General features: G+C 43.5%; 11 protein-coding genes. 1 reads left to right on the top strand and 10 read right to left on the bottom strand.

All coding sequences use genetic code 11. The features are described 5' to 3' along the window. Positions 1-16 precede the first annotated feature (16 nt). The 9 genes from gltB to FTV34_RS07975 all read right to left on the bottom strand — a co-directional run bounded on the left by gltB (position 17) and on the right by FTV34_RS07975 (position 12,606). Positions 17-4,492: a glutamate synthase large subunit gene (gene gltB / locus FTV34_RS07935; RefSeq protein ID WP_180069892.1), complete on the bottom strand. Its 4,476-nt coding sequence runs from the start codon at positions 4,490-4,492 to the stop codon at positions 17-19. Between the two features lie 450 nt (positions 4,493-4,942). Further along, complete coding sequence (locus FTV34_RS07940; protein ID WP_180069868.1) at positions 4,943-5,794, bottom strand: hypothetical protein; 852 nt, start codon at positions 5,792-5,794, stop codon at positions 4,943-4,945. A gap of 12 nt (positions 5,795-5,806) precedes the next feature. Then, positions 5,807-6,886, bottom strand: a complete 1,080-nt coding sequence (aroB, locus tag FTV34_RS07945; RefSeq protein ID WP_180069871.1) for a 3-dehydroquinate synthase — start codon at positions 6,884-6,886, stop codon at positions 5,807-5,809. Between the two features lie 28 nt (positions 6,887-6,914). After that, on the bottom strand, positions 6,915-7,451 hold the full coding sequence (gene aroK, locus FTV34_RS07950) for a shikimate kinase AroK (RefSeq protein WP_005233593.1): 537 nt from the start codon (positions 7,449-7,451) through the stop codon (positions 6,915-6,917). 36 nt (positions 7,452-7,487) lie between these two features. Further along, positions 7,488-9,653, bottom strand: a complete 2,166-nt coding sequence (gene pilQ / locus FTV34_RS07955; protein WP_180069874.1) for a type IV pilus secretin PilQ family protein — start codon at positions 9,651-9,653, stop codon at positions 7,488-7,490. Positions 9,654-9,669: 16 nt separating this feature from the next. Beyond that, positions 9,670-10,197 (bottom strand): pilus assembly protein PilP, encoded by a 528-nt coding sequence (locus FTV34_RS07960; RefSeq protein WP_034169727.1) that lies wholly within the window; start codon positions 10,195-10,197, stop codon positions 9,670-9,672. Next, a complete protein-coding gene (locus tag FTV34_RS07965) occupies positions 10,197-10,913 on the bottom strand; it encodes a type 4a pilus biogenesis protein PilO (RefSeq protein ID WP_034702183.1) in 717 nt (238 codons plus the stop codon). The genes FTV34_RS07960 and FTV34_RS07965 overlap by 1 nt, the downstream gene beginning before the upstream one ends. Then, entirely contained in the window at positions 10,910-11,548 is a 639-nt protein-coding gene (locus FTV34_RS07970) for a PilN domain-containing protein (RefSeq protein WP_005233586.1), read from the bottom strand. The genes FTV34_RS07965 and FTV34_RS07970 overlap by 4 nt, the downstream gene beginning before the upstream one ends. Further along, positions 11,548-12,606, bottom strand: a complete 1,059-nt coding sequence (locus tag FTV34_RS07975; RefSeq protein WP_180069878.1) for a pilus assembly protein PilM — start codon at positions 12,604-12,606, stop codon at positions 11,548-11,550. The genes FTV34_RS07970 and FTV34_RS07975 overlap by 1 nt, the downstream gene beginning before the upstream one ends. 166 nt (positions 12,607-12,772) lie before the next feature. Between FTV34_RS07975 and ponA the strand changes: the two genes are divergently transcribed. After that, positions 12,773-15,301, top strand: a complete 2,529-nt coding sequence (gene ponA, locus FTV34_RS07980; RefSeq protein WP_180069880.1) for a penicillin-binding protein PBP1a — start codon at positions 12,773-12,775, stop codon at positions 15,299-15,301. A 58-nt stretch (positions 15,302-15,359) separates the two neighbouring features. Here the strand turns inward: ponA and FTV34_RS07985 are convergent, their stop codons facing one another. Next, positions 15,360-16,163 carry a putative RNA methyltransferase gene (locus FTV34_RS07985; protein WP_180069882.1) on the bottom strand — a complete coding sequence of 268 codons (804 nt, stop codon included), beginning with the start codon at positions 16,161-16,163 and terminating at the stop codon, positions 15,360-15,362. Positions 16,164-16,168: the final 5 nt, after the last annotated feature.

Raw genomic sequence — 16,168 nt, forward strand, 5'->3', positions numbered from 1 at the left:
ATCTGCAGTAGTGGAATTATTGTGGATCAGCTTGAGTTGTTTTCAACAAGGTCAACAAGTTAGCTGCTTTTGGTTTTACCAGCCAGAACTTACGACTATAGAAATCAAACTCATGGCGGATCTTGTACGCCCAAGCACTACCTGTTTCTGCAATATGTTCATCTAAAATGCGAAGCAAAAAGGTCTGATGTTCTTCCATCGCTTCAGTTGAGATACGGTTCAGTTCAATCAACTCATGGTTGTAATGATCTACAAAATCATTGTCCAGGTCCAATACATAAGCAAAACCACCGGTCATACCTGCACCGAAGTTATGACCTACTTTACCTAGGACAGTCACAATACCGCCAGTCATATATTCACAGCAGTGATCGCCTGCACCCTCAATCACGGCGAAGGCACCAGAGTTACGAACTGCAAAACGCTCACCTGCAGTACCTGCAGCAAACAATTTACCACCAGTCGCACCATACAGACAGGTATTACCAATGATTGCAGTATTTTGAGTCTGGAACGGAGAACCTTTTGGCGGGAAAATCGAGATACGGCCACCTGCCATACCTTTACCCACGTAGTCGTTCGCATCACCTTCCAGTTTGAGATGCAGACCACCGGCATTCCAGACACCGAGTGACTGACCCGCTGTACCAGTCAGATTTACTTTAACTGGATGTGCTTCCATACTCAGGTTGCCATAACGTTTGGCAATTTCACCTGACAGACGCGCACCAATTGAACGGTCACAGTTACCTACGGTAAAGCTGTATTCACCACCTGTTCCTGCTTCGATCGCTGGCAGAATTTCTTCTACCATTTTCTCAGCCAAAATACCTTTATCAAATGGTTCATTACCCTGTACTTCACAGTACTGTGCTTTGCCTTCTGCTGCTGGATGTGACTCTAGCAGTTTGCTCAGGTCAAGGTGAGCATGTTTGTCAGTTTCACCTGGCAGGATTTCCAGCAAGTCGGTACGACCAATCAGGTCTTTCAGGCTAGATACGCCAAGTGCCGCCAACCATTCGCGAGTTTCTTCAGCAATGAAAGTGAAGAAATTGATCAGCATTTGAGGTTCGCCGATGTAGTGCTCTTGGCGCAGATGATCCTGCTGAGTCGCAACACCGGTCGCACAGTTATTCAAGTGACAGATACGCAGGTATTTACAACCTAAGGCAATCATTGGTGTTGAACCGAAGCCGAAGCTTTCTGCACCCAAGATCGCAGCTTTTACTACATCAAGACCAGTTTTTAAACCACCATCAGTTTGAACGCGTACTTTGCCACGTAAGTCATTTACACGAAGTGCTTGATGCGCTTCGCTTAAGCCTAACTCCCATGGAGAACCCGCATGGTGAATCGAAGACAATGGAGATGCTGCTGTACCACCGTCATAACCAGAAATGGTAATAAAATCGGCATACGCTTTCGCAACACCTGCTGCAATCGTACCTACACCCGGTTCAGATACCAGTTTCACCGATACCATCGCTTGCGGATTGACCTGTTTCAAGTCAAAGATCAACTGAGATAAATCTTCGATCGAATAGATATCATGGTGTGGTGGTGGTGAAATCAGAGTCACACCTGGAACAGAATAACGTAAACGGGCAATCAAACCATTCACTTTACCACCAGGTAACTGACCACCTTCACCTGGTTTTGCACCTTGAGCTACCTTAATTTGCAGTACTTCTGCTGAAGTTAAGTACGCTGGGGTTACACCAAAACGACCGGATGCAATTTGTTTGATTTTCGAGTTACGAATCGTGCCATAACGCGCTGGATCTTCACCGCCCTCACCAGAGTTAGAACGACCACCGATGGTGTTCATGGCAATCGCAATCGCTTCGTGTGCTTCAGGAGATAGTGCACCCAAAGACATACCCGCAGAGTCAAAGCGAGGCAGGATATCTTCTACAGACTCAACCTGATCCACTGGAATTGAGTTGTCAGTTTTCAGCTTGAATAAGTCACGGATGGTTGCAATCGGACGATTATTTACCAGCTCTGCATATTCTTTAAAGTCCGCATAATTACCAGAACGTACTGCTTTATGCAATGAGTTAATCACATCTGGGTTAAACGCATGGTATTCCTTGCCGAAGACAAATTTCAGCATACCACCCTGATCGATTGGCTTACGGTTTTTCCATGCCAAATCTGCCAATTGCTTCTGGTCATTCTCAAGGTCAGCAAAAGTTGCACCCTGAATACGGCTCGGAACACCTACGAAGCATTTGTCCACAACTTCATTAGATAGGCCGACTGCTTCAAACAGCTGACCGCCACGGTAAGAAGCTACAGTTGAAATACCCATCTTAGACAGGACTTTCAGCAGGCCTTTTTCAATCCCCTTACGGAAATTGTTTTGTGCATAGACTGGATCACCCAGCAATTCACCTTTAGCAACCAGATCATTGATCACGTCATATGCTAAGTATGGATAAATTGCTGTCGCACCAAAGCCAAGCAGAACGGCAAATTGATGTGGATCACGTGCAAAACCGGTTTCAACAATCAGGTTCGCATCAGTACGCAGACCAGTATTGATCAGATGATGATGTACTGCACCAGTGACCATCACAGCATTGGCTGGCAAGTAACCTTCACGGATTTTCTTGTCTGAAAGTACCAATAAAGTTTTGCCGTCACGAATCGCTTGCGCTGATTCTTCGCAAATACGAGCAATTGCAGCTTCTAAGCCTTCAGTTTCAGCATAGTTCAGATCAATATCCGCAATCTCATAACCTGTACGACCTAGCGTACGGATCTGATGCATTTTTGAATTAGACAAGACCGGACTTGAAATAATCAGACGGTCTGCATGTTCTGGACCCTGTTCGAAAACGTTTTGTTCACGACCTAAACAGGTTTCTAGTGACATTACAATCGATTCACGTAATGGATCGATTGGCGGATTCGTTACCTGAGCGAACTGCTGACGGAAATAGTCTGATACATGACGTACCTGACGTGACAGAACCGCCATCGGGGTATCATCACCCATAGAACCCACAGCTTCCTGACCGCTTTCAGCGATTGGACGCAGCAACTGGTCACGTTCCTCGAAAGTCACCATGAACATTTTCTGTGCCGCTTTCAGGTTGTCACCTTTCAAGCCTCGCTCACATAGATATTCTTCCAGCTCAGGGCTACCTTGTAGACGTACAGCATTTTCACGTAACCATTCACGGTACGGACGCATACGTTTCAGGTGATTATTCACATCCTGAGTATCTAATACTTTACCGGTATAAGTATCGATCACCAGCATTTGACCTGGACCTACACGTCCTTTAGAAATGACATCTTCAGGTTCATAGCCCCATACACCGATTTCTGAAGCCAGTGTAATGTAGCCATTTTTAGTGATGACCCAACGTGCCGGACGCAAGCCGTTACGATCTAGCATACAGATTGCATGACGACCGTCTTGGATAACTAAACCAGCAGGGCCATCCCATGCTTCCATATGTTTAGAGTTGAACTCATAGAATGCACGTAAATCAGCATCCAGAGTTTCAACGTTCTGCCAAGCAGGTGGAACCAGCATACGTAGCGCACGGAACAAATCCATACCACCACCCACTAGAATTTCCAGCATGTTATCCAGACTAGATGAATCTGAACCAGTACGGTTTACGATTGGATTCAGCTCAGTCAGACCTGGCAGTAATGGGTTTTCAAATTTAGGCGTACGCGCCATTGCCCAGTTACGGTTAGCCGTAATAGTGTTGATCTCACCATTGTGCGCCAGGTAACGGAATGGCTGAGCCAGTGGCCAGCGTGGCAATGTATTGGTAGAGAAACGTTGATGGAAGACCACGATATGTGATGCCAGACGCTCATCAGCCAAGTCAGTATAGAAGTCAGCAATCGCTGCTGGCATCATCAGACCTTTATAGCTGATTACAGTTGAGCATAAGGTCGTCACATAGAAGTATGGATCACTGGTTAACTGCTGTTCAGCACGACGACGCGCAAGGAACAATTTACGGTTGAATTCAACTTCAGTCACACCGATTGGGCAGTTCACGATGACCTGCTCAAAAGCCGGCAAAGACTGCATTGCAATCTCACCGAGCGCATCATTATTCGTCGGTACAACACGCCATGCGATAACGCGACAGCCTTCTTCTTCAATTTCTTTCGTCAGGACTTGTTTTGCATGTGCGGCTAATGCTGGATCCAGATTCAGGAATACTGTACCCACAGCAAAAATCTCACTTAAGGTAATGTCACTTAAGCGTTTGGCCTCTTCACGGAAGAATTCTTTAGGCATTGCCAGCAATAGACCACAACCATCACCGGTCTTGCCATCAGCAGCAATACCGCCACGGTGGGTCATACAACTTAGACTATGAATTGCGGTCTTGACCAGATCATGACTGGCATCACCCTGCATATGGGCGATCAAACCGAAACCACAGTTATCTTTAAACTCATCCGGTTGGTATAAACCTTGAGCGGGAGCTACATTATTAGGCGATGGCATGTGCATAGCGTACCCTTCTTTTCACTAAGCCCGATAGGCTATTAAACAATCTAAATTCTGCTGTGCGTGACTGTCTGATTTACTCGGCAAGCTAAGCAGCTTTATAGAGCAAAATATCATTGAGTATCTTTTCAACATAATCCTTTTTCAGACGGAATGCATGAAAAATAACATTCATTTTGCTGATGGATAAGATAAAAATAAGCAACAAAGATGACAATTACGCCTATTCATCGAATCATTTTCGCGCCAAAACAGGGAGATTAATTCAATTCATGCACCAATAAAGCAAATTTCATGCCAACTTAAGGAGCAAAAATCAAAACAACACAAATGACAAAGATTTAGCCTACAAAAGGAAAATTATGATTATTTATGGTGCGTATTTTTTGCACCAAAAGCGCACATTTATAATAAAGATAAAGTGTCCGTGCGCTATTTTAGACCGGCCTAGTTAAATGGATCACTAATCTCGTTTTCTTGAGGTCGAGAATTGCCATTTGATGAGCGCGGACTTCCTTCGACATGACTTTGAGATTTCTGTACATCCACTACATTACCTTCCTGATCACGTCGAACAATCGTGGTACTCGTGGTGCTTTCTTTAGGGGTGACCACAGGTGCTGAAGGTTGAGCTTTCGGTCTTATCTGTACGGATTCATCGCCTTTCGGTAAAGGTACATTTTTCAACTGAATTTCATAAAGTTTTTGATTACTTGCCAGTTCTTCCGAACCCATACTGTTGACTAGACTGGCATATTGTTGCATGGCCACAACTTTAGGCTGGACGGATTTAGGCAGATTCAGATTGAGCACTGATAAAGCCTGTTGAGCTTCTGCTGCGGTTTTATACAGACCATATAACAATACATATTGTTCAGGCTGGTTCTCACCCGAAAGCCTTAAATAAACAAAAGGCTTACGATCCTGCTGCTTTTTCAGGAAGGTTTTTAGAATGGCTTCATTACCTACACGAAATAGCTCAATCGCATGCTGTTTCTTTACTTCACCAATATATTTGGTTCCGCGGAATTCAGGCTCATGACTAACATTGACAACAATCCGAGTATTGAGAGCAAGAGGCTTAACCTCATCAGAAAGTGCACCAAGATGGGTCATTGAGGCCACTTTTTCTGGTTGAATCTGTAATTCAACTTCCGTTTCCGGCTTCTTCTCTACTTCTACCACTTCATCTGTATCGGTAATAGCCCAAAAAACCAAGGCAGCAAATAGACAGCATACGCCACAGACCAGCCAGAAATAATGCTGAATCTTTTGCCAAGGGGTACGTAATGCTGTCATAAAAATTTAAACCTATGCCTGATGAGCTAAAATCGCCTGTTGCATCAACTCGACATCAAAGTCTCGAGTAATGACCGCTTTTCCAAGTTGCTGCAATAATACAAGACGAAGCTGCCCATTTAAAACTTTCTTGTCGTGAGCCATGTAAGCCAAGAAATCGTCAAGTGGGATTTTAGGACAAACAATAGGTAATTGCGCACGAGAAATGATTTTTTTTGTACGCTCAAGGTCTTCTAATGAAATCCAGCCCATGCGATGGGATAAATCTGCTGCCATCACCATACCGGTTGCTACCGCTTCTCCGTGCAGCCATTCACCATAACCCAGATAAGACTCAATCGCATGACCGAATGTATGACCGAGATTAAGTAAAGCACGCTCACCCTGCTCTTTTTCATCATTGGCTACAATACGAGCTTTATGTGCACAAGAACGATAAACCGCTTCGGCCAGCAATTGCTCATCACGGGCAATAAGACCTTCCATATTGGCTTCTAACCAGACCAGAAAATCTTCATCTCCGAGTAAGGCATATTTAATCACTTCAGCCAAACCGGCAGATAGCTCACGATCTGGCAGCGTAGATAGCTGCGACATATCTGCCAGCACCACTTGTGGCTGCTGGAAAGCACCAATCATGTTTTTACCCAGTGGATGATTAATACCGGTTTTACCTCCTACACTAGAATCCACTTGAGAAAGTAACGTTGTTGGCACCTGAATAAAATATACTCCGCGCTGGAAACAGGCAGAAGCAAAACCAGCCATATCTCCAATAACACCGCCACCGAGTGCCAGAACCGTACTGTCTCGGTTAAAGCCTGCCTCAAGCAATGCATCAAAAATTAAGTTTAGATGCTCAATATTTTTGTATTTCTCACCATCCGGCAAAATACAGGTCGCCACAGTTTTACCCAAATTTTCTAATGCAGCCTTATAGCGATCCAGATAGAGTGGTGCCACCGTATCATTACTGACAACCATCACCTTTTTGCCATGAATATAAGGCTCAAGCAATTCCTGAGGATTCAAGTTACTGCCAATAAAAATGGGGTAACGGCGTTCACCGAGTTCGACATATAAGGTTTTCATGAGGGGATAACCACTTTTTCAACTGAACTTATTTTTTTGGAAGGATGAGATTCAGAATACGCTGCGCCAGATCTCGTGCAGCTCCCTGATTGGTCTCAATGATGTAATGTGCGACTTCCCGGTACAATGGATCCCGTACTGCAAGCAGATCTCTGAGTTTCTGTTCAGGATTTTCGACTTGTAACAAGGGACGGTTTTTGTCGCGATAGGTTCGCTGAAGCTGAATTTCAACTGGAGTGTAAAGATAAACAACGATGCCTCGCTGCTTTAAATAATCCCGATTAGGAGCCTGAGTAATTGCGCCACCACCAGTCGCAAGCACCAGCTGTGGACGTGAGGTTAACTCATCAATGACAACAGTTTCACGATGACGAAAACCCTTTTCACCCTCTTTTTCGAAGATCCAGGGAATTGTAGCTCCTGTTTTCCGCTCAATTTCATGATCGCTGTCCAGAAATTCTCGTCCTAACAGTTCTGCTAAATGTCGTCCTACTGTTGTTTTACCGGCCCCCATCGGCCCTACCAAATAGATATTTGGCAGGGTTTCAAACTCTTTGCTTGGCAAGGAGTCACCTATTCATTTTGTTAAATTCAAAATATATTAATGATTTCTTGAAACACTGTCATTAACAATTCGAGGTGTAACAAAAATCAGTAACTCACGTTTGTTGTCCGCTTTTACATCTTTACGGAATAAACGGCCTAAATAAGGTAGATCGCCCAGGAAAGGCACCTTAGTTTGTGCATTTCGAGTTTCTTGCTCAAAAATACCCCCTAACACTACTGTTTCACCATTATCAACCAGCACATTAGTATTGATCTGGTTTTTATTTATCGTTAACTGTCCAGTGGGTGTCGGATTTCCTGGTGAGTCACTGGTAATATTCAACTCCATCTGTACCTTGCCATCTGGGGTAATACTTGGTGTAACGTCCAGACTTAAAGTTGCATCAATAAATTCAGTAGTTGAAACTGCATTCGCACCACCACCTTCTGCGGACTGATAAGGAATTTGGGAACCAGAGGCAACGGTTGCTTTTTGCTTATCAGCAGTGAGCACTTTTGGTGTAGAAATTACTTCACCATAACCATCTGCCTGTAGCGCAGAAAGTTCAAGATCCAGCATAAAATCAGAAAGGCTAATTAAGCCAAAAGCAATACGGCTTGCACCTTGACTAGTGACACCTAAATCCACATTTAGGTTATCTGGGCGTTGAATATCATAGGTAAATCCGCCTAAATCACTTTCTTGAGGATCTCTCAAATCCCATAGGGTAGTATCACTCCCCCCCACAAGAAGGTGATTATTATTGGTAATCCCTTGAGACAGGATTCCCCATTTCACACCCATTTCTTTAGTAAAGTCAGTGGTTGCACGAACGATACGTGCCTCAACCATTACCTGTTTCACTTGTACATCAAGTAGATCCACCATATTCCGGATTTTATCGATAAAAGGCTGGGTATCATTCACAATAATGGTATTGGTACGAGCATCAATAGAGATAGAACCACGTGAACTTAGTAAACTTTCTCTATCATCACCGTTACTTGTGCTATTCGAGCTCCCTGATCCTGATGCACTCTTATTTTGAGTAATCAGTTTTTCAATATCTGCTGCTTTTGCATAACTGAGCTGCATATATTCAGTTTGAATTGGTGCAAGCTTAACACTCTGTGCTAGTGCTTTCGCTTCTTCTTCTTCGGCCTTAATTAGTTCTGCCACTGGTGCAATCCAGATCACATTACCATTACGACGCTTATCCAGATTTTTGGTTTTTAACACGATATCTAAAGCCTGATCCCAAGGCACTTCTTTGAGGCGTAAGGTAATATTACCCTGTACGCTATCTGCAGCAACCATATTGATATCGGTAAAATCGGCTAATAATTGTAGAACTCGACGAACTTCAATATCTTGGAAATCGAGGGAAATTTTCTTGCCTGTATAAGCGACTGATTTAGGACGTAATGGACCCTTAACTTCTGGACGCTTCAAACTAATCGTCAGCTTATTATCCGTCTGGAAAGCCATATATTCATAACTTTCTGCAGACTGAATAGTAATTACACCTGAACCATTTTGATTGACTGCATCTACGGTTGAAACAGGCGTGGCAAAATCATTCACATTCAAACGTCGGGTCAAATGTGCCGGAATCTTGGAGCCCAGAGTCCGCACAATCACTTTGGTTCCCTGCTGCTGTACATCGACTGGTGTGTTCTGACCTGCCAGATCAATTACCACCAGTCCTTCACCTTGCGCACCCCGCTGGAAACCAATATTAGTAATCCCCTGAGCGACCTGCTGTTGTACAGGCTGAGCAATAGCGACTGGAGTGGCAGAATTAATTTTTAAAATAAAGGTATTGCCTTCCACACGCGTCGTAAATGCACCTGCATTAGCAAGATTCACTGTCAAACGAGAACGCTGTGCATCCGAGCTAACATCCACTGAACTGGCTTCAGCAGTTGCGACTGGAATACTAGACTGTTTTAGATTTTGTTGTGCCTCATTAAAATCCAGAATCAGGCGTGATGGAGATTCAAGCTGATAAGCTTGAGGCTGAGGTGGCAGACCGTTAAACATCACCCGGATTTCAGTTCCCTGTCCAGGAATCTGCATTGGCACCACATTGGTCATTGAAACTTGCGCACTCGCTGCTTGCATCACAGCAATCGCGACAGCCCCCATAGAAAACTGACGAAACACATGATTCATTGTATTAGCATCCCCAAAAATAAATTCTTTAATACTCTTATTCATTTTTATTCCTTAAAACTTATGGCGCTGGCCCAATCAAAACCAGACTTCGTGGACGTTCCACATATCCCTCACGGCCATCTGGAATAATCTCAATCAAGTCAATCTGTGTCGGCGTAATTCTCGTTACACGACCGTGATTAAGTCCCATATAGCTGCCACGTTGTATCCGTTCAATTTCCCCATCAGGCGTTTGAATCAAAGCCAGAATCTGCCCCGCCTGATTCCGCATACTGCCTTTCATGCTTAAAGTTTCCAGTGGATAACTCTCTAAAGGCTGTAATTGGCGTGACAAGTTTGGATAAACCCGCTTACCTGCCATAATTTTCAATTCGGCTGCTAAAGAGCTTGGCAGGAAAGGACTTTTCAGCTGATGAGCTGCATAATTAAACATTTCTGTCGGAATAAAATCCGGCGCCGGTTCAATTGGTAATGGTGGTTGATTACGAATATTGGCCATTTCCTGATTGACTGCATCAATTCTTGATTCGCAACCCACCAATAAAAATCCGAGCGTTAAAGCTGAAGTAATTTTAATGATATTCATTACTGAGCTCCCTGCGTATCAGTTGTAGCTGAAGTAGATGAAGCATCTGCATTGCCTACATAACGGTAGGTTTTCGCTTTCACTACATAATCAATAACAGGAATTTCAGATTTCTTTTCTTTATTTTCAGTTCCTGTAATGGTGAAATCATGCAGTGTAACGATGCGCGAAAGCCCTGCAATACTGCTCACAAAAGAACCAAAGGCATGATAATCCCCAGTGGCTTCAATCGCGATTGGCTGTTCAATAAAGAATTCCTGCTTGATTTCAGGTTCAAGACGAATATTCTTGAATTTCAGTCCAGAGTTCACTCCACTCAGGTTAATATCTTCCACCAGACCTGGAATTTCAGTTTCTTTCGGCAATTGTTCCAATTGCTGATTAAAACGTGCTTCCATCTCCTGCAACTGAATCTGATACTGCTGTAAATTACGCAGCTTGGATTCCTTTTCCCGGAATTCATTTAACAGGTTTTGTTCTTGAGCACTGGCTTGTGAAATTGCTTCTATCTTGCCGCGAATAAACCCGAAATACCCCAGCATAAAAACCAGAATAACAATAAAGATCCAGCAGGTAATTTTGACTGATAATGGCCAGCTACCATAATTATTTGGATCTAGTGTATTGAATTGTTGAAAGAATTTCTCAACTGTCATTTTTTTTCTAGGAACAGCCACTACGTCTTGGCTTAATTCATCGAATCCGTCATTACTCATGATGATGCCTCCGCTGTAGTTGTGGCTGGTGTTTGTCCTTCTTTAAGTGTTGGCTCAGCAATTTGATCCAGATCAACCGTGACCGTAAAGCTGCCATAAGATTCTTCTACTCGAGGAATCACTGAGGATGGCGCTTTATCTTTTGGCTCTTCAGCAACCAGAAAAGCATTCATAAATGCATTACGATACCAGGTGGAAGCTTCCAGATTACGTAGCAATTCAGCCACTGTATTCGGACTTTCCGCCTTACCTTCAATGGTGAATTTATCGCCGGTACGCTGGAATTTGGTAATGTACATATTGCTTGGTGTAACCCGTACAATTTCATCAATCAGGTGAACTGCGATCGGCCGTTGAGTCTGTAAACCCTGAATCAGCTTCATACGTTCAACAATTGCATTACGCTGGTCTTGTAAACCATCCAATGCTTTCAGCTGTACATCCAGATTCTGGTTAGTACTGACCACCAGCTGATTGGCCTGTTCCTGATCCTGAAGTTTTTGATCGTAATAGAACCAGGTTGAACCTGCTGCTGCCAATCCTAGAAAAAGTGCCCCTGCGCAAATCGCTACAAATTCATTATTTCTTTTAATTCTTAGCTCATCGCGCCAAGGGAGTAAGTTAATCTTTGCCATTAATCAAAACTCCTCAATGCCAAACCACATGCAACCATGAGTGAGGACGCGTCATTTTCAATTTTTTTAATATCAATTTGAGAAGAAAAGCCCATTTGCAGGAATGGATTGGCAATTGTGACCCGGTAGCCGAGTTTTTGCTGTAATAGTTTTGCCAGACCTGGAATATTGGCATTCCCCCCTGCCAATAAAATATGGTCAATCTCGTTAAACTGAGATGAAGAGAAGAAGAACTGTAATGAACGCGCTGCCTGTTGCACCACGGCATCCAGGAAAGGCTCCAGCACTTCGATGTCATAATCATCGGGTAAGGCACGGGTTTTTTTAGCACGCCCTGCTTCCTCAAAAGACAATCCATAACGGTTCTGGATTTCCTGGGTCAGCTGCTTACCACCAAAAACCTGCTCACGAGTATAAATGATCTTGTTATTCTGCATGACGGATAAAGTCGTCATACTATGACCAATATCCAGGATCCCGACAGTATTTACTCCCATCGGCAAGGTATCCGAAAACACCTTGAATGCATTTTCTAATGCAAAACTTTCGACATCTGCAATTTTTGGATTGAGGTTGGCAATTTGCAGTACTTCAGAACGCGCTTCAACATTTTCGATTCGGGTCGCTACTAACAGGACATTGACCCGGTTCGGATTGGTTAAACGGTCTGGCAGAACTTCAAAGTCCAGACTGGCTTCATCAAGTGGGAAAGGAATATATTGTTCGGCATCTTCACGAATCTGAATTTCACGTTCATCATCCGACATATCGGCATCCATTTCGATGATCTTGGTGATGACCATAGAAGTTGGAATCGCAAAGGCTGACTGACTGGACTGGGTATTGGCCAAATTAATCGCACGCCCCAACGCATCACCCACCGCTTCTGGATTTAAAATATTTTTTTCAACGACACTACTTTCTGGTAATGGGACTAAAGCATAACTTTCTACCCAGTACCGACCGTTCTTTACAGAGAGCTCTAAAACTTTAACAGAAGTCGAACTAATATCGACTCCTATTAACCCCTTATTTGGCTTACGATATAACCTGCGCACAATACAATTCCTATTATTTTTTTATCCCCAATAAAAACAAACTCACCAATCTGTGCCGGCCTATAATTTTATACAGATACAATAACTCATCTAACAATATGTATATCTAAAGGATATACTGACCGGTAATTAGTTTGCCATTAGCTCTTATTAAAACTTACTTGTTATGAAAAAGCTATCTTGTTCAGGCCTTGTTCATCCATTTTTTTTGATCATTATCATTATTTTGATCTCAATTCCGATGGGTTTCTATGGCATGTATCTCTATATTGCCCCATCTTTGCCTGAAATGTCTACGCTTAAAAAGGCACCTTTATTAAAGCCTTTACAAGTTTTTAGCTCAGATAATGAGCTCATTGCAGAGTATGGTGGCAAGCTTTCTGTTCCTGTGAATTATGAACAGATTCCGAAAGAATTTATTCACGCCTTCCTCGCTGCAGAAGATTCTAGTTTCTTCGAACACAGCGGGATCAGCTTTAAAGGCTTAGGACGTGCAGTCAGTGAAACTATTACCGGCTCTGATGTACAGACTGGCGGTTCGACCATTACCATGCAGGTCGCCAAAAACTACTATTTAAGTCCCGAACGTACTTTAAAGCGTAAGCTGACTGAAATTTTCCTGGCACGTAAAATAGAACAGAATTTAAGTAAAGAAGAAATTCTGACTTTATATGTCAATAAAATTTTCTTGGGGAAAAATGCTTACGGCATTGCGGCAGCAGCGAAAATCTATTACAACAAAAGTTTAGATGAGCTTTCGATTGCGCAAATGGCAATGATTGCTGGCCTACCTAAAGCACCTTCTCGTTATAATCCGGTGGCCAACCCTAAACGTGCATTAGAACGCCGTAACTGGATTTTAGGTCGCATGCTGCAATTGGGGTATCTGAATCAAAGCCAATATCAGGAAGCCATTGCTGAACCGATTAACCTGGATATGCCTGACCGCAGTACGCGTAACAAATTTCCCTACGTCGGTGAAATGGTTCGCTCCGAACTGGTAGAAAATTTTGGTGAACAGGCCATAGATTCAGGTTATAAAGTCTACACGACGATCCATAGTGAACGTCAGGCTTATGCTGAACAGGCGGTACAGGACGGTTTAGAAGCTTATGATCGTCGTCATGGCTGGCGAGGTGCCGAAGCTCATGATCAGCCCCTGCAAAATTTCCGTGTCTATGCCAATACTTATCCTGCTGAAGTGACCAAGGTCAATAATAATAGCTTTGAAGCGTTGATGCAGGATGGTACAACCGTAACTGTGCCTTGGTCAGGCATGTCCTGGGCCCGTCCTTATCGTAGTGCAGATAGTGTAGGTGCTGCACCAAGCAGAGCATCACAGATTGTCAAAGTTAAAGATATTGTTCGTTTAAGACCTAACGAGAATAAAAGTTCTTGGGCACTGGTACAAACGCCTCAGGTACAGGGCCAATTAATTGCATTGAACCCGAATAATGGTGCGATTGAAGCCATTGTGGGTGGTTATAATTTTTATCAATCCAAATTTAACCGTGCGACTCAAGGCTGGCGTCAGCCGGGTTCAACTATTAAACCCTTCGTTTACGCTCTGGCTTTAGAACGTGGTATGACTCCACACACTATGGTCAATGATGCACCGATTACTATTGGTAAATGGAGTCCGCGTAATTCGGATGGCCGTTATTTAGGGATGATTCCTTTACGTCGTGCTTTATATCTGTCACGTAACACAGTCTCAGTTCGTCTATTACAAACCGTTGGTATTGAGCGTACACGTCAGTTATTTATGGATTTTGGCTTGCAGGATAACCAGATTCCACGTAACTACACCATTGCTTTAGGTACACCTCAGGTTTTACCAATCCAAATGGCCACTGGTTATGCTACGTTCGCCAATGGCGGTTATCGGATTCAGCCACATTTTATTACGCGTATCGAAGATGCCTATGGTAAGACTATTTTTGAGGCTAAGCCTGAATATGCTTGTATCTCGTGTATTAATGCTCAGGAAGAAAGTCCTCAACCAACAGGCGCACTCACTCCTGATGATGAAGCAATTGAAATCAATAACAAAACCTTAGCACAGAAACCAGAGACACCAAAAATCTCGGCTGAAGACAGTAATTACCGTCAGGCAGAACGTATTCTAAAATCTAGCTCTGCTTATGATATGGCCAATATCTTGCGTGATGTGATTCAACATGGTACGGGGCGTGCTGCTTTAAGAATTGGTCGTAGCGATATTGGGGGTAAAACCGGTACCACCAATGATGCCAAAGATGCCTGGTTTGCAGGTTTTAATGGCAAACTGGTCACCGTTGCCTGGGTCGGTTTTGATCAGCCGAAGAGTTTAGGTCGACGTGAATACGGTGGCGTAGCAGCCTTGCCAATTTGGACCGACTTTATGGGGAATGCCTTAAAAGGCACACCAGAAGCTTGGGTTCGCCTAGATCGTAATGCTAAAGCACCAATTAACCGTAATAAAGTAGTGCAAGGTGAGCAGGAACAGTATGATCCGTCTTCTCCACCTTTAGCGACGCCTCTATATCGCCCTGCCCCGGTTGTAGCACCTAAACGACAAAGCAATGATTTTGAAGATTTGCCTGATCAGGAAATTCGCATACCGGATGATGAAAGAGTGGCACCAAGAGACCAGCCACTACAGCCAAATCGGGTGGTGGATCCTTTGGAAAACTTGATTGAAGAAATTGAATAATCTGAACCAATAAAAAATCCCTCATTATTGAGGGATTTTTTATTTCTAAATGCCCGATTTACTTCTTCTGAAATACATAAATCTGGAATTGGGCCATTAAATCGAATTGATCCTGCTGCTCAAGTGCCAGACGGCGTTCAGGTTTAGCTTTATAAGCATAGGGAGTCATAGCAATCAGGTTTTTTAAATCCGCTTGGGTCAAAGTCAATGGCGCATCAATCACCTGTTCAGTTACCAGATTAAATGCATCCTGCAACTGTTCGACAAATTTATGTGGTTCATGCGCTTTCACTTCCTCAAATAAGGCTTCCCGCATCGCATACAAATGTTGTGGTGCAGGTGTCACTACCATCAAATAAGATTTTGGCTTTAATACCCGCAAGATTTCCTGTTTCGGAATTGGGCTAAATAAACTGGTACACAGATCAATGGATTGATCCAGTACCGGCAAGGTTGCCCCTGTCCCTACCACCCAGGTAATTTCTTTATTCAGTTTAGCTGCAACCTGAACTGCATTTTTGGCAATATCTACGCCGACACATTGCATAACTTCAGCCTGCATGGCATTGGTGTAATAGCCTTCACCACAACCAATATCGAGCAGATTTTCAATCCGCAGCTCACGGATTTTCTTGACCACAGCCTGTTGCAAAGGCGCATAATGGCCTGCACTCAGAAATGCACGGCGTGCCTGCACAGATTCAGGCGTATCGCCCGGATTTTTACTATGTTTATGCTGCACCACATGCAGGTTCACATAACCCTGCTTGGCCACATCATAGCTATGCTGATTGTCACAGCGCCATGTACGTTCATTTAAGCGCAACTGCTCACGACAAACAGGACACATCAGTAGGTTCATTTTTT

This window comes from Acinetobacter sp. YH16038, from assembly GCF_013417275.1.
Lineage (GTDB): Bacteria > Pseudomonadota > Gammaproteobacteria > Pseudomonadales > Moraxellaceae > Acinetobacter.

Bases quoted from the DNA above. Each gene is read 5' to 3' on its own strand.
- gltB (WP_180069892.1), bottom strand. From the start codon at position 4,492: ATGCCATCGCCTAATAATGTAGCTCCCGCTCAAGGTTTATACCAACCG.
- FTV34_RS07940 (WP_180069868.1), bottom strand. From the start codon at position 5,794: ATGACAGCATTACGTACCCCTTGGCAAAAGATTCAGCATTATTTCTGG.
- aroB (WP_180069871.1), bottom strand. From the start codon at position 6,886: ATGAAAACCTTATATGTCGAACTCGGTGAACGCCGTTACCCCATTTTT.
- pilQ (WP_180069874.1), bottom strand. From the start codon at position 9,653: ATGAATAAGAGTATTAAAGAATTTATTTTTGGGGATGCTAATACAATG.
- FTV34_RS07960 (WP_034169727.1), bottom strand. From the start codon at position 10,197: ATGAATATCATTAAAATTACTTCAGCTTTAACGCTCGGATTTTTATTG.
- FTV34_RS07965 (WP_034702183.1), bottom strand. From the start codon at position 10,913: ATGAGTAATGACGGATTCGATGAATTAAGCCAAGACGTAGTGGCTGTT.
- FTV34_RS07970 (WP_005233586.1), bottom strand. From the start codon at position 11,548: ATGGCAAAGATTAACTTACTCCCTTGGCGCGATGAGCTAAGAATTAAA.
- ponA (WP_180069880.1), top strand. From the start codon at position 12,773: ATGAAAAAGCTATCTTGTTCAGGCCTTGTTCATCCATTTTTTTTGATC.
- FTV34_RS07985 (WP_180069882.1), bottom strand. From the start codon at position 16,163: ATGAACCTACTGATGTGTCCTGTTTGTCGTGAGCAGTTGCGCTTAAAT.